This is a genomic window from Mannheimia indoligenes, from assembly GCF_036880405.1.
Lineage (GTDB): Bacteria > Pseudomonadota > Gammaproteobacteria > Enterobacterales > Pasteurellaceae > Mannheimia > Mannheimia indoligenes.
In genome coordinates, this window is sequence record NZ_JBAJJM010000001.1 from 77,177 (window position 1) to 93,921 (window position 16,745).

A 16,745-nucleotide genomic window follows, 5' to 3' on the forward strand; every position below is an offset into this window, starting at 1 on the left:
TATATTCAACGCAAATTTTTTAGAAAAGGCGAGAAAAAATGCTCTCATTAGAAAGCGAAGTGCTTGAACGCCACTTGGCGTTATTTGAACATAAATCGGTATTATTATTTGGCGATGTGCGAGATGATTTCGCCCAACAGCTAAAAACGGCGAAAAATGTAGCGGTATTCAGTAGCTATTTTGATTACGCCCGCCACCGCTCCAATGTGCAATTTGGCTTGGAGTGTGATCTCAAAGCAGACTTAGCGGTATTTTACTGGACGAAGAACAAACAAGAGTGCCAATTCCAGTTAATTCAATGGCTCTCGCAATGCCAAGTCGGGCAAGAGATGTTGATTATCGGCGAAAACCGTGCTGGCGTTCGTTCGGTGGAAAAACAACTCGAGCCGTTCGGCAATATTGCCAAAATTGATTCCGCCCGCCGTTGTGGTTTGTATCATTTTGAGCTACAAACCGTGCCAAATTTTGATTGCAAAAAATTCTGGAAATCTTACCGCTTGGAATCGCTCAACATCTTCGCCTTACCTGCTGTGTTTAGCTCAGCAGAGTTGGATAACGGTACGAAATTATTGCTTTCCACCTTCAGCAAAGAAGACCGTTTAAAAGGCAAATTGCTCGATTTAGGTTGTGGGGCAGGGGTAATCGGGGCAACGTTGAAACAGCAATTCCCGAAAATCAAACTCACAATGAGCGATATTCACGCAATGGCAATTGAATCCAGCCGCCGCACTTTGGCGGAAAATCAGCTGGATGGGGACGTGTTGGCAAGCGATGTGTTCTCGCATATTTCAGACCGCTTTGATTTTATTGTGTCGAACCCCCCTTTCCACGATGGGGTTGATACAGCTTACCGTGCGGTGGAAGAGCTGATTTTCCAAGCCAAAAATCATCTCACTAAAGGCGGCGAATTACGCATTGTCGCGAATGCCTTTTTGCCTTACCCTGATTTGCTTGATAAAGCCTTCGGCAAACACGAGGTGTTAGCTAAATCCACCAAATTTAAGGTGTATTCGGCAAGAGCCTAACAAATCAGATGAGCGGAAAAAATGCAAAATCCGTATAAAAAACACTTGCTATTTAGAATGTTTTAGCGTAAATTCATTTTAACTGTTTTGGAGAAACACAATGAATTTTAACTGCACTTCACATCATCACCACCATTTAACCTGATATCTTTCGGGCATTTGGTGTGTGCGGAAGATAAATCTTCCGAGCAAGTGTAGCAGTCAATAAATAATCTCTCGGAAGACCACTTTCGAGAGATTTTTTTATAGCTGGAATTTAGGGGGAATAATGAGAAAATGTCTTATAACAATAATCTGTTTAATTTCATTCCCTTTGATTTATTTTTTCGGAGTTATGCATATAAAATCAATTATATATCAGCCAGAATTTCGAAAACGAGCCGACTTCTTAATTTCTTGTATAAATGATTACAGAAAGAAAAATGGAAGTTATCCCAAAGAAGAGAATTGTGTATCAGATCTTATTGTTAAATCTCATGAGATGTTTAATTCTCCACATTTAATAGGAAAAGGAGATTTTATTTTTTATACAATGCATGGGGATGAGCATATATTAGTTGTAGGACATTGGTATCCCCCCAATCTAATTTATTATTTTGACACTAATACATATGAAGAAAATTCACGCTTATTTTTAGATAGTGGTCTTTAATAGGAACATAAAATGACAATCTCACAACTTTCCCGAAAAAACATTCAAGCCCTCATGCCTTACCAATCCGCTCGCCGCTTGGGTGGCAGTGGCGATGTGTGGCTGAATGCCAATGAATATGCGGTGTCGCCGAACTTTGATTTAACCGACCGCACTTTTAACCGCTATCCTGAACCACAACCGCAAGCGGTAATTGAGGGCTACGCTCGTTACGCAGGCGTTTCGCCCGAAAACGTGCTGGTTTCCCGTGGTGGCGATGAGAGCATTGAGCTGATTATTCGTGCCTTTTGTGAGCCGAGCGACAGTATTCTTTACTGCCCGCCGACCTACGGAATGTATGCCGTGAGTGCCGACACTTGCGGCATTGCAACCAAAACCGTGCCGCTGACCGCCGATTTCCAGCTCGATTTACCGCAAATCCAAGCTAATTTAGACGGCGTGAAAGTGGTGTTTGTGTGCAGCCCAAACAACCCGACAGGCAACCTGATCAAGCGGTCGGATTTGCTCGAACTTTTGCAAATGACCGAAGGCAAAGCGATTGTGGTGGTGGATGAAGCCTATATCGAATTCTGCCCTGAAGCGAGTTTGATTAATGAGCTGAAAAACTTTCCGCACCTTGCAATTATCCGCACACTCTCCAAAGCCTTTGCCTTAGCGGGCTTGCGTTGTGGTTTTACGCTTGCCAATGCGGAATTGATAGGTGTGCTACAAAAAGTGATTGCTCCCTATCCGCTGCCTGTGCCTGTTTCCGACATCGCCGCCCAAGCCCTTTCCCCACAAGGCATTGAGCAAATGCGTGCGCGAGTGGCGGAAGTGATTACTTTGCGTGCCGAATTGCAAAAAAATCTCGAAAATTTACCGCTTGTCGAGCAAGTCTTTGAGAGCGAGGCAAACTATCTGCTATTCAAATGCCAAGACGGGCAGAAAGTGTTTAAAGCCCTTTGGGAGCAGGGTATTATTTTGCGGGATCAACACAAGGCGTTGGGCTTACAAAACTGCATTCGGATTACGGTGGGGACTGCCGAAGAAAATCAAAGAGTGATTGAGGCAATTTGTAAATTGTAATACCTAGGACGAGCCGTCCTAGGCTAGATAACCCCAGTCGCTCTGCGACTGTATGATGAGGTTTTATGAGTTACACAAAATTGCTATACCACATTGTTTTTCGTACGTTGCAAAGCATTCCTGCCATTAAAGAGCAAAACGAAAAAGAGCTATACCAATACATTTGGGCGTTTTGTCAGCAACAAAAATGTACGCTCCATCGTATTAATGGAATGCCTGATCATCTGCATTTGCTGGTGGAAATTCACCCTAGCTTTGCGGTGTCGGATTTTGTGAAACAGCTTAAAAATGCCAGTCATAAATGGCTGGAACAGCACAGTGATCTTTTTCCTGACTTCTATGCGTGGGCGAAGGGCTATTGTGCTTTGACTTACAGCGAACACGAAAAAGCGAAAATTATGAATTACATCAAAAATCAGAAGGAGCATCATAAACACGTTGGTTTTATTGATGAAATGAAAGCCTTGATTGTGGATTTTGATGAATACTTAGAACGAGATTTGTAAGCAATGAAAGAGAGCTACGGAGTAGCTCGGATTAAGAATCCCGGCTCGTACGGGGTGCCTAGGACGAGCCGTCCTAGGCTAGAACCCAGTCGCTCCGCGACTGAAATATGAATACAGGAGAAACCCAATGCAACCAACCCTTTTCATCGACCGTGACGGTACACTCATTGACGAGCCAAAAACCGACTTTCAAATCGATAGCTTAGAAAAACTCAAATTTGAGCCGAACGTCATTCCTGCCTTGCTCAAACTCAAAGGCAAATACCGTTTTGTGATGGTGTCGAACCAAGACGGCTTAGGAACATCGTCCTTTCCACAGGAAGATTTCGACAAACCGCACAATGCGATGATGGCGGTGTTCAACTCACAAGGCATTGAATTTGATGAGGTTTTGATTTGTCCGCACAAGCCTGAAGACGGCTGCGACTGCCGTAAACCGCACACCAAACTGCTGCAAAAATACATTGACCGCCAACTGTTCGACCCTGCCAACAGCTTTGTGATCGGCGACCGTGCTACCGACGTGCAACTGGCGGAAAACCTTGGCATCAAAGCGCTTCAATATCACCCTGAAAAGCTGAACTGGGATTTGATCACCGAAAAACTGCTGGGCGAGTCTGTCACCAACATTGGCGACCGCACGCCACGTTATGCCGAAGTCGTGCGTAAAACCAAAGAGACCGACATCAAAGTGCAAGTGTGGTTGGACGAAACAGGGGCGAACGAAATCAGCACCGGCGTGGGCTTTTTCGACCATATGCTCGACCAAATTGCCACCCACGGCGGTTTCCGAATGAACATCACCACCAAAGGCGATTTGTGGATTGACGAACACCACACGGTCGAAGACACCGCTCTCGCCCTCGGCACGGCGTTAAAACAAGCCATCGGCGACAAACGTGGTATTGCCCGTTTCGGCTTCGTGCTGCCGATGGACGAATGTAAAGCCGAATGTACGATGGATTTGTCAGGCAGACCGTTTATCAAATTTAAAGCCGATTTTAAACGTGACAAAGTGGGCGATTTCAGCACCGAGCTGACTGAACACTTCTTCCAATCCATCGCTTTCACGCTACTCGCCACCCTGCACATCAAGGCAAAAGGCGACAACGACCACCACAAAATTGAAAGCCTGTTTAAAGTATTCGGCAGAACGCTTAGACAGTGTATTCGTATTGAAGGGAATGAGTTGCCGAGCTCGAAAGGGGTTTTATAATCACCGTAGGGGCGGGTTTTAACCCGCCCGAAATTGCGGTCGATTTTGCAAAGTTTTTAAGAATTTTGACCGCTTGTGAAATAAGGAAAATAAAATATGGAACAACAACTAATTGATTTAGGAATAAAATTATCTGAGGCATTGGTAAAAAATACAGCATCAAGCATTTTTACAAAAATTAGAGCTGTAAAAGCAAAAAAAGATGATAAAGAAACAATAAATGAGTTAGAGGAAATTATTCAAGAGTTGATCGCTGATAGGAATGAACTTTTACAGATTTCACAAGCATTTCAGCAAGAGTTAATGGCTCAAAAAATTACTGATAATGAGATCGAATATATTACTCAGCAATTTATTCCCAAATTGCAAGAATTAGCAAAAGTTACTGGTGGTAATGTTGATGAAATGGTAAGAATATTATCTCCTTTAATTTCAAAAGAAACTCTTACAATTTTACAATTATTGGGATTTAATTTTAGAAAAGCTATTGGAGAACCATTGACAATTCTATTAGAAAAAATGATTTTATCTAAATTACCAATGGATCCCGCAGTACAAACAGAATTGCAATTAGAACTATTAAAAGTAGCTAAGGATCCTGTTGCTAGAAAAGTTTTAGAGAAGTTTAAATAGAGATCAGAAATGACCAACCTAACCATCATCGACACAGGCTGTGCCAACCTGTCTTCGGTCAAATTTGCTTTTGACCGTCTTGGCATTCAGGCTGAGATCTCCCGTGATCTCAGCAAAATCCAATCCGCCGATAAACTGCTGCTTCCCGGTGTGGGAACGGCAATTGCGGCGATGAAAAATCTGCACGATCGCCAGCTGATTGAAACAATCCAAAACGCCACTCAGCCGATGCTCGGCATCTGTTTGGGAATGCAGCTGATGACCGAATTTTCTAGCGAAGGCGATGTAGCGACTTTGGGCTTAATGGGCGGTAAAACCGAGCTGTTGCCAAACACTGGCTTGCCGTTGCCACATATGGGCTGGAACAAGGTGCAGTACCAAGCCGATCACCCATTATTCCACGGCATTGAGCAAGGCAGTCATTTCTATTTTGTGCATAGCTATGCCGTCCGTCCAAACGCACACACCATAGCCACTTGTGATTATGGCGTGCCGTTTTCGGCGGCGATTGACAATAAAAACTTCTACGGCGTACAGTTCCACCCTGAGCGTTCAGGAGTGGCTGGAGCGAAGTTGCTACGGAATTTTGTGGAGAAGGTCTAATTTTGCAAGTTTTTGGAAGAATTTGACCGCTTGTTATACCTAGCACGAGCCGTGCTAGGCTGAATAAACGAAGCCCCGCTGGGGCTTATAATAAATAGAAAGCCGCAGAGCGGCTTGGATTATCTAGCCCCATACGGCTCGTATGGGGCAAACAGGAAAAGAACATGAAACACTCTCAAATTATCCCCGCCCTAGATCTGATTAACGGGCAAGTGGTGCGATTGCACCAAGGCGATTATGCCAAACAGACCACCTACACGGACGATCCCATCGCCCAGTTTGCCGACTATGTGGCACAGGGGGCAAAACAGTTACATTTGGTGGATTTAACCGGGGCGAAAAATCCTGCCGAACGCCAAACCGCCCTAATCGGCAAAATCATCTCGGCAATCGACTGCCCGATCCAAATCGGTGGCGGTATCCGCACCGAGCAAGATGTGGAAGATTTGCTTGCTGTTGGTGCAAGTCGTGTGGTAATCGGCTCGACAGCCGTCAAAGAGCGTGAAATGGTCAAAGGTTGGTTTGCCAAATACGGTGCGGACAAGTTTGTCCTAGCATTAGATGTCAATATTGACGACAACGGCAATAAAATCATTGCGATTAGCGGTTGGCAAGAGGCAAGCGGCGTATCGCTTGAAGAGCTAATCGAAGACTATCAAACTGTCGGCTTACAGCATGTGCTGTGTACTGATATTTCAAAAGACGGCACGCTATCAGGCTCAAATGTCGAGCTTTACCGTGAAATCTGTGCCAAATACCCAGAAATTAAGTTCCAATCCTCGGGCGGTATCGGCTCGATTGCCGATATTGCCGCCCTAAAAGGCACGGGTGTGGCGGGCGTGATTGTGGGGCGAGCTTTGTTAGAAGGCAAATTTAATGTAGCGGAGGCAATCGAATGTTGGCAAAACGGATAATTCCTTGTTTGGATGTGCGTGACGGACAAGTCGTCAAAGGCGTACAATTTCGCAATCACGAAATCATCGGCGACATTGTGCCACTGGCTCAGCGTTATGCCATCGAGGGAGCGGACGAGCTGGTATTTTATGACATCACCGCATCATCAGACGGTCGCACGGTGGATAAAAGCTGGGTGGAGCGAGTGGCTCAGGTGATTGATATTCCATTCTGCGTGGCGGGCGGGATTAAGACCATTGCCGATGCGGAGCAGATTTTTGCTTTTGGAGCAGATAAAATCTCTATCAACTCACCTGCCCTTGCCGATCCTGATTTGATCAGCCGACTTGCCGACCGTTTTGGCGTGCAGGCGATTGTGGTTGGCATTGACAGTTGGTTTGAGAAAGAAACTGGCAAATACTGGGTCAATCAATACACTGGCGATGAAAAACGCACCCGCCAAACCAACTGGCAACTCATCGACTGGGTGCAAGAAGTCCAAAAACGAGGTGCAGGCGAAATCGTGCTCAATATGATGAACCAAGATGGCGTAAGAAACGGCTACGACTTGGTACAGCTCAAAAAAGTGCGTGAAGTCTGCCAAGTTCCGCTCATCGCCTCAGGCGGTGCAGGCGAAATGGTGCATTTTCGTGATGCCTTTATTGACGCACAAGTCGATGGGGCGTTGGCGGCGAGTGTGTTTCATAAGCAGATTATCAATATTGGCGAGCTAAAGGCGTATTTGGCGGCGGAAGGGATTGAGATCCGTAAGGTTGATTAATTTCTGAGAAGGTATTAGAAAATGGCAAAATATAAAAAAATAAGAGGAATAAATAGGCGTTTAAAGGCGATTAAAGATTGGAGGGAGAAAAACCTGTTTTTTGATAAAGAAAGCCTATTATCAGAAGATTGTCTATATCTAAAATTTAGGGTTGATCCTTGGAGCCGCTTATCTTTAACAAATTCTGATTATCCTGAACCTAATCATCAATTTAGAGAGATGATAATTGAAGCTTTTTCGGATATTTATGATCTCTGGAAAGAAGAGCTAGACAAATTGAATTTAGAATATTATCTAAAAATTTGGATTATATTTCCTCATTTTCGTGAAAGTCAGCTTGTTTGCGCTGTTAATGATAAAATTGATTGGTATAACAATGTTTTTGCAGAAGGAGAGGATATAGTATTTCCTAAGCATAAATTTAGTGAGCAATCGAATAAAATTCTGAATAAATATAATTGGAAACACGTTGTTAATATTAATTTATTAGATGAAGAAAGTTATGTAGGAGATGAACAAGATTATGTTTCTCTTCAAGATTATGAAGAAGTAAAAAAGAGATTTGAGCGTTTTTTAAAAACCGAACATAAAACAGTAAATATAGACGGAAAAATATATCATATTGAGAAAATTTGCGATATTTGGGTCGGAGATAAAAATGGATAATTTTATACAACAAATCAACTGGCAAAAAGTCGATAACCTTCTCCCCGTTATCATCCAAAACGCCCAAACTTGCGAAGTGTTAATGCTTGGCTATATGAACCAAGAGGCATTAGAAAAAACACTCAACGAAAAACGAGTAACCTTTTACTCTCGCACCAAACAACGCTTATGGACAAAAGGCGAAACGTCTGGCAATTTTTTAAACGTGGTGGATATGAGCTTGGATTGCGATAACGACACCTTGCTCATTCTCGCCAACCCTATCGGCGAAACCTGTCACACGGGGGCGGAGAGCTGTTTTCATCAATTTGAACAAGAACAACCGGATTGGATCTTCTTCTCTAAATTAGAACGAATGATCGCTGAGCGTAAAAATGCTGATCCAGAAAGTTCTTACACCTCAAAACTCTACGCCAAAGGTACGCCAAAAATTGCCCAAAAAGTGGGTGAAGAAGCGGTGGAATCTGTGATTGCGGCAATGAAAAATGATCGGGAAGAGTTGGTATCCGAAGTGGCGGATCTGGCGTATCACGTAACCGTGTTATTACATAATGCGGATCTCTCTTGGGCGGATGTGAATGCAAAATTGAAAGAACGCCATAAGGGGATTGGTTTGCACCCTGAAGGTTCGAATAAATAAAATACAAGCGGTCAAATTCCTATAAGAACTTGCAAAATTTTAGAGAAATTTGACCGCTTGTGATTCTGTGAATTAGTTTAAACCTAACGCACTTAATTTTTCTGCCTCTTCTCTAAAGCTTTCAATCGCAGCTTTGTCGAAGAAATATTGCGTGCCGCAGCATTCACATTGCATATCAATTACGCCTTGTTTTTCGGCTAACATTTCTTCAATTTCTTCTGCCGGCACGAGCAATAATGCCGAGCCAGAGCGTTCTCTTGAGCAGCCACATTTGAATTCGGTATCTTGTGGTGGGTACACTTCCACTTGCTCTTCGTGGTAGAGGCGGTAGAGCAATTCTTCTGCCTCTAAGCCGAATAATTCTTCGTCTTTTACCGTTTCGGTGAGTGTGGCTAAATGTTCGAAATCATCACGAGAGCCTGTGCCGTCCGGCATAATTTGCAGTAACATTCCGCCTGCCACTGCTTTGCCTTCATATTCGCCGTTGCGGATAATCAGGTGCGTTTTTAGCTGCTCTGAACGCTCGAAGTAATCTTCTAAACATTCACGAATAGTCGGTTTATCGAGGGTAATCACGCCTTGATAGCGTTCGCCATCAGTTGGGATAATAGAGATTACCAATACGCCGTTGCCGATCATTTCAGAAAGTGTGGCGTTATCGGCAATGTCTGCTTGAACTCGTGCCAATGCTCGTAATTGTTGCTGGTCGTTGCCGTTTACCACCGCTAATTTTAATGCGCCATCGCCTTGAATTTGCACGGTGATTGTGCCGTTAAATTTCATAGTGGCGGTTAAAAGGCTGGTGGCAACTAACATCTCTCCCAATAAATTTTGCACTGCTTTCGGGTATTGGTGAGTGTTGAGGGTTTCGGTGAAAGTGTCGTTTAAACGCACCCATTCGCCACGCACCGCACGCTCTTTGAATAGGTAGCGGTAAAGTTTGTCGTTGTCTTTGGTATAACTCATTGTGATTCCTCGTTGCAAGCGGTCGATTCTAGCTAAAAAGTTGCAAATTGACCTTTGTAGGGGCGAGTCAATATTCGCCCAAAAATAAAATAAGATGGGGGCGAAAAATATTTCGCCCCTATTTTGGGTATCCAATATAAGGATTATTTTGCTAATTACAAGGGCTTAACTGAATTCTTGTTCTTTGAATTTGATTAAATCTCGCCGTTCTTTTTTGTTTGGTCGGCGATCTGGGTGTGGCATTGAAAGGGCATTGGCTTTGCGAGCGAATGCCATTGCCTCACGGTGTTTCACACTTTTTTCCGTTTCTTGATAGAGTAGTTGTGCTTCCGGTGCGCCTCGGCGTTGGTCGCTTAAGGCAAGCACTTCCACTTCTTTTTCTTCATTGCCTTGACGAAGTTTGATAATCGCTCCTACTTCCACCACTTTACTGACTTTCGCCCGTTGCCCGTTATAATGCACTTTGCCGCCTTCAATCATCGCTTTGGCGATAGTGCGGGTTTTGTAGAAACGAGCTGCCCAAAGCCACTTATCTAGGCGGACTTCGTTATCATTGTCTGCTTTTTCGTGTTTATTTTTCATTTTCTGCCTTAAAATCAAAAGAATAGTTGAAATATTAGAGCGAAAATGTGTTTTTTCAACTAAAATAACTCTAAAAAGGTAATATAAAATGAAAAAACAGCTTCCTGACATTCTAAAGATTGAAACTCTTGCTAAAACTCGCATTTTTGAGGTGCAATCGGTCGATTTGCGGTTTTCCAACGGTGAAGAGCGAGTTTACGAACGCCTAACGCCACAACGCCGTTCTGCGGTGCTGGTAATGCCTATTCTGTATAATGAACTGATTATGATTAAAGAGTATGCCGTTGGTTCTGAGCGTTATGAGTTAAGTTTCCCTAAAGGCATTGTTGATGCCGGCGAAGAGCCGATTGAAAGTGCCAATCGAGAATTACAGGAAGAAATTGGTTTCGGGGCGAAAAAGTTAGATTTTCTGCGTTCGCTTTATAGTTCGCCAAGCCATATGTATGGTTTAATGCACGTTTTTGTGGCGGAAGATCTTTACCCTTCCAAATTAGAGGGAGACGAGCCTGAACCGTTGGAAATTGTGCGTTATCCGCTGGATAAAATAGATGAGTTATTGGCAGAACCGAGTTTTGCAGAATCACGGAATTTATCCGCCTTATTTATGTTAAGAGACTATTTGAAAGAGAAAAATAAATAAAAAATAGATCTTGAGGAGGTAAAGTATGCAAATATTAAATCAACAATTACTAGATAATATTATCGCTCTTGCGAAAGAAGCTGGCGAGCATTTAAAGCAATTTTATGCACGTTCGGTAGAGGTTAAAATTAAGGCAGATGATACGCCTGTTACAGAGGCGGATTTATTTGTCAGCCAATTTTTAACTACTCGTTTACAACAACTTACGCCTGATGTGCCTGTTTTGTCGGAGGAGAGCTGTAATATCCCTTTGTCTGAACGTAATCAATGGCAAGAATATTGGATTATTGACCCGTTAGACGGCACTCAACAGTTTATTAATCGTACCGATCAGTTTTCGATAGTGATTGGTTTAGTACAGAAAAGAGGCGAGAAAAATCAGCCCGTTTTAGGCGTAATTTATGCACCAATCGTAGATAAACTCTATTTTGCGATGGAAGCAAGTGGTGCATTTTTGCAAGAACAGGACAAAATTCGACCGCTTGTAAAGGCAGAACAACAAGCTGAAAAACCGTTAGTGATTGCCGTTGGTAGCCAAATCCACGCAGATAAAGTATTGCAAGCAATGGGAGGACGTGAGGCTCAGTTCTTGCAATATGGTTCAAGCAGTTTAAAAGCAGGTTTAGTGGCGGAAGGTCAGGCAGATTGTTACATCCGTTTTGGCGATACAGGCGAGTGGGATACCGCAGTTGCAGAAGTGTTACTCAATGAAGTGGGCGGATCTGTTTTCGATTTTAATTTTGCTCCATTAACCTATAATCAGCGTGAAACTTTTATTAACCCTTACTTTGTGATGGTAAAAAACAGCTTACTAAATTGGGATAAAATATTTTTATTCAAATAGGGTATTCCCATTAACAATTTTTATGATAATCTTGCAATAAACAATATTTTAACAAATACAGGATAAATAAAAGATGAATGCTGAAAATAGTTGTATCGTCATTTTTGGTGCCTCAGGTGATTTAACTTTTCGTAAATTAATTCCCGCCCTTTACAATTTATATAAAATCGGCAGACTCGGCGAACATTTCTCGGTATTAGGTGTTGCCCGTTCTGAATTAAGTGATGAATCTTTCCGCCAAAAAATGCGTGATGCGTTAGTCAAATTTGAGAAAGCAAGCGGTCCAAAACTAGATGAATTTTGCGAACATCTTTATTATCAAGCAATCAACACTTCTGATGCGGTCGATTATATTAAATTATTACCACGTCTTGATGAATTACACGATAAATATCAAACCGGTGGCAACACCCTTTACTACCTTTCTACACCGCCAAGTTTATATGGCGTGATCCCTGAATGTTTAGCCGCTCACGGCTTAACCACCGAAGAGTTCGGCTGGAAACGTATCATCGTAGAAAAACCGTTCGGCTATGACATTGAAACCGCTAAAAAATTAGACGTTCAAATCCACAAATGTTTTGAAGAGCATCAAATCTACCGTATCGACCACTATTTAGGCAAAGAAACCGTTCAAAACTTATTGGTGTTACGTTTCTCTAACGGCTTATTTGAACCGCTTTGGAACCGCAATTTTATTGATTATGTGGAAATCACAGGAGCGGAATCTATCGGCGTAGAAGATCGAGGCGGTTACTATGATGATTCCGGTGCAATGCGTGATATGTTCCAAAACCACTTATTGCAAGTATTAGCAATGGTGGCAATGGAGCCGCCGGCAATTATCAACGCTAACTCAATGCGTGATGAAGTAGCGAAAGTGTTGCACTGCTTGCACCCGTTGTCAGAAGAAGACGTGAAGAACGATGTGATTTTAGGACAATACGCTAGAGGCACGGTGGATGGCGAGGAAGTGGTCGGCTACCTAGAAGAAAAAGGCGTACCGGCAGATTCCAACACCGAAACCTTTATGGCAGTAAAATGTGAAATCGACAACTGGCGTTGGGCGGGCGTGCCTTTCTATGTGCGTACCGGTAAACGCTTGCCAACCCGTGTAACGGAAATTGTGATCCACTTTAAAACTACGCCACACCCTGTATTCAGCCAAAATGCACCGGAAAATAAATTGATTATCCGTGTTCAGCCGGACGAAGGCATTTCAATGCGTTTCGGCTTGAAAAAACCGGGTGCCGGCTTTGAGGCGAAAGAGGTTTCAATGGATTTTCGCTATTCGGATTTAAGTTCCTCTTCCAGCTTACTCACTGCCTATGAGCGTTTATTATTGGATGCGTTAAAAGGCGATGCGACCTTATTCGCCCGTACCGATGCGGTACACGCTTGTTGGAAATTCGTGCAACCGATTTTGGATTACAAAGCGAATCGTGGACGTGTTTATGAATATGAATCAGGTACTTGGGGACCAACTCAAGCAGATAAATTAATTGCTAAACACGGTAAAGTATGGCGAAAACCGTCCGGTACTTTAAAGAAAAAAGTGTAAATTTCAGTTCCCCTCTTTTCTAAACGAGGGGTGTTATAACAAGGCAAATTATGAATAAAGTTATTTTCCCAACCGCCCAAGCAGCAGTAGAGCAAATCGCAGCAGAATTTAAAACCTATAGCGAACAAAACCGCCCGGTGCATATTTCACTTTCTGGTGGTTCAACGCCAAAATTATTATTTAAAACGTTGGCACAAGTCCCATTTAACACCGAAATTCAGTGGCAAAATCTCCATTTTTGGTGGGGGGATGATCGTATGGTTTCCCCAACCGATCCGGAAAGTAACTACGGCGAAGTACAAAAATTACTGTTCGACCATATCAATATTCCGGCAGAAAATATCCACCGTATTCGTGGCGAGGAAAATGTCGAACAAGAACTTGCAAGATTTTCACAAGAATTAACCGCTTGCGTGCCAAACCTTGAATTTGACTGGATTATTTTAGGAATGGGAACAGACGGACACACCGCTTCACTTTTCCCACACCAAACCGATTTTGACGATCAAAATGTCGCAGTCATTGCCAAGCATCCCGAAACGGGGCAAATCCGCATTTCTAAAACGGCATCACTAATTGAAAAAGCAAAACGCATTACTTATTTAGTAACAGGGGCTTCAAAAGCAGAAATTTTAAAAGAAATCCAAACCACACCTGCAGAAAACCTACCTTACCCAGCGGCCAAAATTAAAGCAAAAAATGGCGTAACGGAGTGGGTTTTGGATAGTGATGCGGCGAAATATCTTTAGCGGAAGTTTTAGTGATGTTTAACCTTAATAACAAAATCTTTTCTGCCGTGCAAAATAGTGAAAGTGGTGAAGTGAGTAATCAAACACGTTTTTATTATTTTCAACAAGATAAAATGATCTGGGCGGAATATCAAGGCGGTGAGATTTTAAAAGGATTTTTAATTGGTAAATGGATTTCAGATTGTCAAATTGAGTTTAGCTACCAACATTTAAATCAGAGATTGGAAAATCGTCTTGGGCGTTGTGTAACTACATTTTCGGTAGATAATGGAAAATTAGTTGGGCGTGAGCATTGGCAATGGCTCGACACATTGGAAACAGGGCAATCACAAATTATAGAGATAAATAGCGAAGAAACCTTATGAAAACACTCGGAATTTTAGGCGGAATGAGTGCAGAAAGCACGGTATCTTATTATTTGAATATTAACCGTGCAGTAAATCAAGCATTGGGTGGAAATTCCAGTGCAAAAATTTTTATCTCAAGTGTGAATTTTGAAGAAATTGTTCAACACCAAAAACAGGGAAACTGGCAACGTGCAGGCGAAATTTTGGCAGAGCAAGCAAGTTTATTAGAACAAGCTGGGGCAGAGGGTATTTTGCTCGCCACCAATACGATGCACAAAGTAGCAAATCAGATTACCGATAATATTTCTGTTCCGTTTTTGAATATTTTAGATTGCGTTGCAGATAGCATTCAAGCAAAAGGATTGAGCAAAGTCGCTCTACTTGGCACACAGTTTACAATGAGCGATAATTTTTATCGTGATGGTTTACTTGAGCGTGGTATTACGCCTATTGTGCCTGACGAAAGCACGCAGAAAGAGATTCATCGGATTATTTTTGATGAATTATGCTTGGGTAAAATCGAGCAAAACTCAAAAGATTTTTATCTCAAAACGATTAAAGATTTAGCGGTACTAGGGGCTGAAGGCGTAATTTTAGGCTGTACTGAAATCGGTTTGTTAATTCAGCAATCAGACAGTGAATTACCGTTTTTTGATACCGCAGCATTGCATAGCCAAATGGCGGTGGAGTTTGTTTTAGGCTAACTAAACAATAGATTTAATATTTACAAGCGGTCAAATTTATAAAATTTTTTGCAAAATCTTCATAAAATCCGACCGCTTACCGAATTAAAAAACAACAGGAGCAAACAATGTCAGTAAAAGGCGATATCGGCGTTATCGGTTTAGCGGTAATGGGGCAAAACTTAATTTTAAATATGAATGATCACGGCTTTAAAGTGGTGGCGTATAACCGCACCACGTCAAAAGTTGATGAGTTTTTAGCAGGTCCTGCAAAAGACACCAATATCATTGGGGCTTACTCTTTAGAAGATTTAGCCGCTAAATTGGAAAAACCACGCCGTGTAATGTTAATGGTACGTGCGGGTGATGTGGTGGATCAATTTATTGATGCGTTAGTGCCGCATTTAGAAGAAGGCGACATCATTATTGATGGTGGTAACTCAAACTATCCGGATACTAACCGCCGAGTGCAGTCATTAGCAGAAAAAGGCATTCGTTTTATCGGTTCGGGCGTTTCAGGTGGTGAAGAAGGTGCAAGACACGGACCATCAATTATGCCGGGCGGTGATGAATCTGCGTGGCAATATGTAAAACCAATTTTCCAAGCCATTTCTGCAAAAACCGAACAAGGTGAGCCTTGTTGTGATTGGGTGGGGCGTGATGGTGCAGGTCATTTCGTGAAAATGGTTCACAACGGGATCGAATATGGCGATATGCAGTTAATCTGCGAGGCTTACCAATTCTTAAAAGATGGCTTAGGCTTAAGCTACGATGAAATGCACGAAATCTTCAAAGAGTGGCAAAATACCGAATTGGATAGCTATTTGGTCGATATTACGACTGAAATTCTTGCTTATAAAGATGAAGATGGTGAGCCATTAGTTGAGAAAATTCTTGATACCGCAGGGCAGAAAGGTACAGGTAAATGGACGGGTATCAATGCTTTAGATTTCGGTATTCCATTAACACTAATTACTGAATCGGTATTTGCTCGTTGTGTGTCTGCATTTAAAGATCAACGTGTTGCGGCATCAAGACTGTTCAACAAAGAAATCGGTAAAGTTGAAGGTGATAAAAAAGTGTGGGTGGAGGCAGTTCGCCGTGCATTATTAGCTTCAAAAATCATCTCTTATGCACAAGGCTTTATGTTGATTCGTGAAGCGTCTGAAAACTTTGGCTGGAACATCAACTATGGTGCAACCGCACTTTTATGGCGTGAGGGTTGTATTATCCGCAGCCGCTTCTTAGGCAACATTCGTGATGCGTATGAAGCAAACCCATACTTAGTGTTCTTAGGTTCAGACCCATACTTTAAAGAGATTTTAGAAAACTGCTTAGCCGATTGGCGTAAAGTGGTGGCGAAATCAATTGAGATTGGTTTACCAGTGCCTTGTATGTCGTCAGCAATTACGTTCTTAGATGGCTATACTTCGGAGCGTTTACCGGCTAATTTATTACAAGCACAACGTGATTACTTCGGGGCTCACACTTACGAGCGTACCGACAAACCACGCGGTGAGTTCTTCCACACTAACTGGACAGGTCGTGGCGGTAATACTGCCTCAACCACTTATGATGTGTAATTAATTTTCCAAGCCACTTAATACATTTAAGTGGCTTTTTTATATCAAATTTTCGTCAATAGTTCTTGGAGTAAATATTTCCAAAGGTGTATAATAATGGAGCGATATT

At 42.5% G+C, this 16,745-nt stretch carries 20 protein-coding genes and 1 other annotated feature; of the genes, 18 read left to right on the forward strand and 2 right to left on the reverse strand.

From position 1 onward, the window contains the following. Positions 1 to 38 precede the first annotated feature (38 nt). The 11 genes from rsmC to hisIE all read left to right on the forward strand — a co-directional run bounded on the left by rsmC (position 39) and on the right by hisIE (position 8,681). Positions 39 to 1,025 (forward strand): 16S rRNA (guanine(1207)-N(2))-methyltransferase RsmC, encoded by a 987-nt coding sequence (gene rsmC, locus V6W77_RS00415; protein WP_334253459.1) that lies wholly within the window; start codon positions 39 to 41, stop codon positions 1,023 to 1,025. A 123-nt stretch (positions 1,026 to 1,148) separates the two neighbouring features. Continuing rightward, positions 1,149 to 1,271 (forward strand) — a sequence feature (His leader region). 22 nt (positions 1,272 to 1,293) lie between these two features. After that, positions 1,294 to 1,677, forward strand: a complete 384-nt coding sequence (locus tag V6W77_RS00420; RefSeq protein WP_334253460.1) for a hypothetical protein — start codon at positions 1,294 to 1,296, stop codon at positions 1,675 to 1,677. A gap of 12 nt (positions 1,678 to 1,689) precedes the next feature. After that, positions 1,690 to 2,742, forward strand: coding sequence for a histidinol-phosphate transaminase (gene hisC / locus V6W77_RS00425; RefSeq protein ID WP_334253461.1), 1,053 nt, complete (start codon positions 1,690 to 1,692; stop codon positions 2,740 to 2,742). A gap of 65 nt (positions 2,743 to 2,807) precedes the next feature. Further along, entirely contained in the window at positions 2,808 to 3,248 is a 441-nt protein-coding gene (tnpA, locus tag V6W77_RS00430; protein WP_025247172.1) for an IS200/IS605 family transposase, read from the forward strand. A 127-nt stretch (positions 3,249 to 3,375) separates the two neighbouring features. Continuing rightward, positions 3,376 to 4,464: a bifunctional histidinol-phosphatase/imidazoleglycerol-phosphate dehydratase HisB gene (gene hisB / locus V6W77_RS00435; protein ID WP_334253462.1), complete on the forward strand. Its 1,089-nt coding sequence runs from the start codon at positions 3,376 to 3,378 to the stop codon at positions 4,462 to 4,464. A gap of 96 nt (positions 4,465 to 4,560) precedes the next feature. Next, positions 4,561 to 5,097, forward strand: a complete 537-nt coding sequence (locus tag V6W77_RS00440) for a hypothetical protein (RefSeq protein WP_334253463.1) — start codon at positions 4,561 to 4,563, stop codon at positions 5,095 to 5,097. A 9-nt stretch (positions 5,098 to 5,106) separates the two neighbouring features. Next, positions 5,107 to 5,700 (forward strand): imidazole glycerol phosphate synthase subunit HisH, encoded by a 594-nt coding sequence (gene hisH, locus V6W77_RS00445; RefSeq protein WP_334253464.1) that lies wholly within the window; start codon positions 5,107 to 5,109, stop codon positions 5,698 to 5,700. Between the two features lie 164 nt (positions 5,701 to 5,864). Then, positions 5,865 to 6,614: a 1-(5-phosphoribosyl)-5-[(5-phosphoribosylamino)methylideneamino]imidazole-4-carboxamide isomerase gene (gene hisA / locus V6W77_RS00450; protein ID WP_334253465.1), complete on the forward strand. Its 750-nt coding sequence runs from the start codon at positions 5,865 to 5,867 to the stop codon at positions 6,612 to 6,614. After that, on the forward strand, positions 6,596 to 7,375 hold the full coding sequence (gene hisF / locus V6W77_RS00455; protein ID WP_334253466.1) for an imidazole glycerol phosphate synthase subunit HisF: 780 nt from the start codon (positions 6,596 to 6,598) through the stop codon (positions 7,373 to 7,375). The genes hisA and hisF overlap by 19 nt, the downstream gene beginning before the upstream one ends. A gap of 21 nt (positions 7,376 to 7,396) precedes the next feature. Further along, complete coding sequence (locus V6W77_RS00460; protein ID WP_334253467.1) at positions 7,397 to 8,041, forward strand: hypothetical protein; 645 nt, start codon at positions 7,397 to 7,399, stop codon at positions 8,039 to 8,041. Continuing rightward, positions 8,034 to 8,681, forward strand: coding sequence for a bifunctional phosphoribosyl-AMP cyclohydrolase/phosphoribosyl-ATP diphosphatase HisIE (hisIE, locus tag V6W77_RS00465; protein ID WP_334253468.1), 648 nt, complete (start codon positions 8,034 to 8,036; stop codon positions 8,679 to 8,681). Before V6W77_RS00460 ends, hisIE begins: the two co-directional genes overlap by 8 nt. 72 nt (positions 8,682 to 8,753) lie before the next feature. Here the strand turns inward: hisIE and hslO are convergent, their stop codons facing one another. Together hslO and hslR are read right to left on the reverse strand one after the other, a co-directional pair. Further along, positions 8,754 to 9,647: an Hsp33 family molecular chaperone HslO gene (gene hslO / locus V6W77_RS00470; RefSeq protein WP_334253469.1), complete on the reverse strand. Its 894-nt coding sequence runs from the start codon at positions 9,645 to 9,647 to the stop codon at positions 8,754 to 8,756. 165 nt (positions 9,648 to 9,812) lie between these two features. Next, the gene (hslR, locus tag V6W77_RS00475; RefSeq protein WP_334234862.1) at positions 9,813 to 10,229 is read right to left on the reverse strand and encodes a ribosome-associated heat shock protein Hsp15; all 417 of its coding nucleotides are present in this window, start codon (positions 10,227 to 10,229) and stop codon (positions 9,813 to 9,815) included. Between the two features lie 88 nt (positions 10,230 to 10,317). Between hslR and nudE the strand changes: the two genes are divergently transcribed. The 7 genes from nudE (at position 10,318) to gnd (ending at position 16,636) form a co-directional block, all read left to right on the forward strand. Continuing rightward, entirely contained in the window at positions 10,318 to 10,869 is a 552-nt protein-coding gene (gene nudE, locus V6W77_RS00480; protein WP_334253470.1) for an ADP compounds hydrolase NudE, read from the forward strand. 25 nt (positions 10,870 to 10,894) lie between these two features. Then, on the forward strand, positions 10,895 to 11,713 hold the full coding sequence (gene cysQ, locus V6W77_RS00485; protein WP_334253471.1) for a 3'(2'),5'-bisphosphate nucleotidase CysQ: 819 nt from the start codon (positions 10,895 to 10,897) through the stop codon (positions 11,711 to 11,713). A 73-nt stretch (positions 11,714 to 11,786) separates the two neighbouring features. Further along, positions 11,787 to 13,274, forward strand: a complete 1,488-nt coding sequence (zwf, locus tag V6W77_RS00490) for a glucose-6-phosphate dehydrogenase (RefSeq protein WP_334253472.1) — start codon at positions 11,787 to 11,789, stop codon at positions 13,272 to 13,274. A 50-nt stretch (positions 13,275 to 13,324) separates the two neighbouring features. Further along, a complete protein-coding gene (gene pgl / locus V6W77_RS00495; protein ID WP_334253473.1) occupies positions 13,325 to 14,023 on the forward strand; it encodes a 6-phosphogluconolactonase in 699 nt (232 codons plus the stop codon). A 14-nt stretch (positions 14,024 to 14,037) separates the two neighbouring features. Continuing rightward, the gene (locus tag V6W77_RS00500; RefSeq protein WP_334253474.1) at positions 14,038 to 14,388 is read left to right on the forward strand and encodes an avidin-fold protein; all 351 of its coding nucleotides are present in this window, start codon (positions 14,038 to 14,040) and stop codon (positions 14,386 to 14,388) included. Beyond that, complete coding sequence (locus V6W77_RS00505) at positions 14,385 to 15,074, forward strand: aspartate/glutamate racemase family protein (RefSeq protein ID WP_334253475.1); 690 nt, start codon at positions 14,385 to 14,387, stop codon at positions 15,072 to 15,074. The genes V6W77_RS00500 and V6W77_RS00505 overlap by 4 nt, the downstream gene beginning before the upstream one ends. Positions 15,075 to 15,181: 107 nt before the next feature. Next, positions 15,182 to 16,636, forward strand: coding sequence for a decarboxylating NADP(+)-dependent phosphogluconate dehydrogenase (gene gnd / locus V6W77_RS00510; RefSeq protein WP_334228780.1), 1,455 nt, complete (start codon positions 15,182 to 15,184; stop codon positions 16,634 to 16,636). The last annotated feature ends 109 nt before the right edge of the window (positions 16,637 to 16,745 follow it).

What these genes read in the sequence shown, in the direction of transcription:
- nudE (WP_334253470.1), top strand. Translation starts at nt 10,318, where the DNA reads ATGAAAAAACAGCTTCCTGACATTCTAAAGATTGAAACTCTTGCTAAA.
- V6W77_RS00460 (WP_334253467.1), top strand. Translation starts at nt 7,397, where the DNA reads ATGGCAAAATATAAAAAAATAAGAGGAATAAATAGGCGTTTAAAGGCG.
- gnd (WP_334228780.1), top strand. Translation starts at nt 15,182, where the DNA reads ATGTCAGTAAAAGGCGATATCGGCGTTATCGGTTTAGCGGTAATGGGG.
- V6W77_RS00440 (WP_334253463.1), top strand. Translation starts at nt 4,561, where the DNA reads ATGGAACAACAACTAATTGATTTAGGAATAAAATTATCTGAGGCATTG.
- zwf (WP_334253472.1), top strand. Translation starts at nt 11,787, where the DNA reads ATGAATGCTGAAAATAGTTGTATCGTCATTTTTGGTGCCTCAGGTGAT.
- tnpA (WP_025247172.1), top strand. Translation starts at nt 2,808, where the DNA reads ATGAGTTACACAAAATTGCTATACCACATTGTTTTTCGTACGTTGCAA.
- V6W77_RS00505 (WP_334253475.1), top strand. Translation starts at nt 14,385, where the DNA reads ATGAAAACACTCGGAATTTTAGGCGGAATGAGTGCAGAAAGCACGGTA.
- pgl (WP_334253473.1), top strand. Translation starts at nt 13,325, where the DNA reads ATGAATAAAGTTATTTTCCCAACCGCCCAAGCAGCAGTAGAGCAAATC.
- hisA (WP_334253465.1), top strand. Translation starts at nt 5,865, where the DNA reads ATGAAACACTCTCAAATTATCCCCGCCCTAGATCTGATTAACGGGCAA.
- hslO (WP_334253469.1), bottom strand. Translation starts at nt 9,647, where the DNA reads ATGAGTTATACCAAAGACAACGACAAACTTTACCGCTACCTATTCAAA.
- V6W77_RS00420 (WP_334253460.1), top strand. Translation starts at nt 1,294, where the DNA reads ATGAGAAAATGTCTTATAACAATAATCTGTTTAATTTCATTCCCTTTG.
- hisF (WP_334253466.1), top strand. Translation starts at nt 6,596, where the DNA reads ATGTTGGCAAAACGGATAATTCCTTGTTTGGATGTGCGTGACGGACAA.
- hslR (WP_334234862.1), bottom strand. Translation starts at nt 10,229, where the DNA reads ATGAAAAATAAACACGAAAAAGCAGACAATGATAACGAAGTCCGCCTA.
- hisH (WP_334253464.1), top strand. Translation starts at nt 5,107, where the DNA reads ATGACCAACCTAACCATCATCGACACAGGCTGTGCCAACCTGTCTTCG.
- hisIE (WP_334253468.1), top strand. Translation starts at nt 8,034, where the DNA reads ATGGATAATTTTATACAACAAATCAACTGGCAAAAAGTCGATAACCTT.
- V6W77_RS00500 (WP_334253474.1), top strand. Translation starts at nt 14,038, where the DNA reads ATGTTTAACCTTAATAACAAAATCTTTTCTGCCGTGCAAAATAGTGAA.
- hisC (WP_334253461.1), top strand. Translation starts at nt 1,690, where the DNA reads ATGACAATCTCACAACTTTCCCGAAAAAACATTCAAGCCCTCATGCCT.
- cysQ (WP_334253471.1), top strand. Translation starts at nt 10,895, where the DNA reads ATGCAAATATTAAATCAACAATTACTAGATAATATTATCGCTCTTGCG.
- hisB (WP_334253462.1), top strand. Translation starts at nt 3,376, where the DNA reads ATGCAACCAACCCTTTTCATCGACCGTGACGGTACACTCATTGACGAG.
- rsmC (WP_334253459.1), top strand. Translation starts at nt 39, where the DNA reads ATGCTCTCATTAGAAAGCGAAGTGCTTGAACGCCACTTGGCGTTATTT.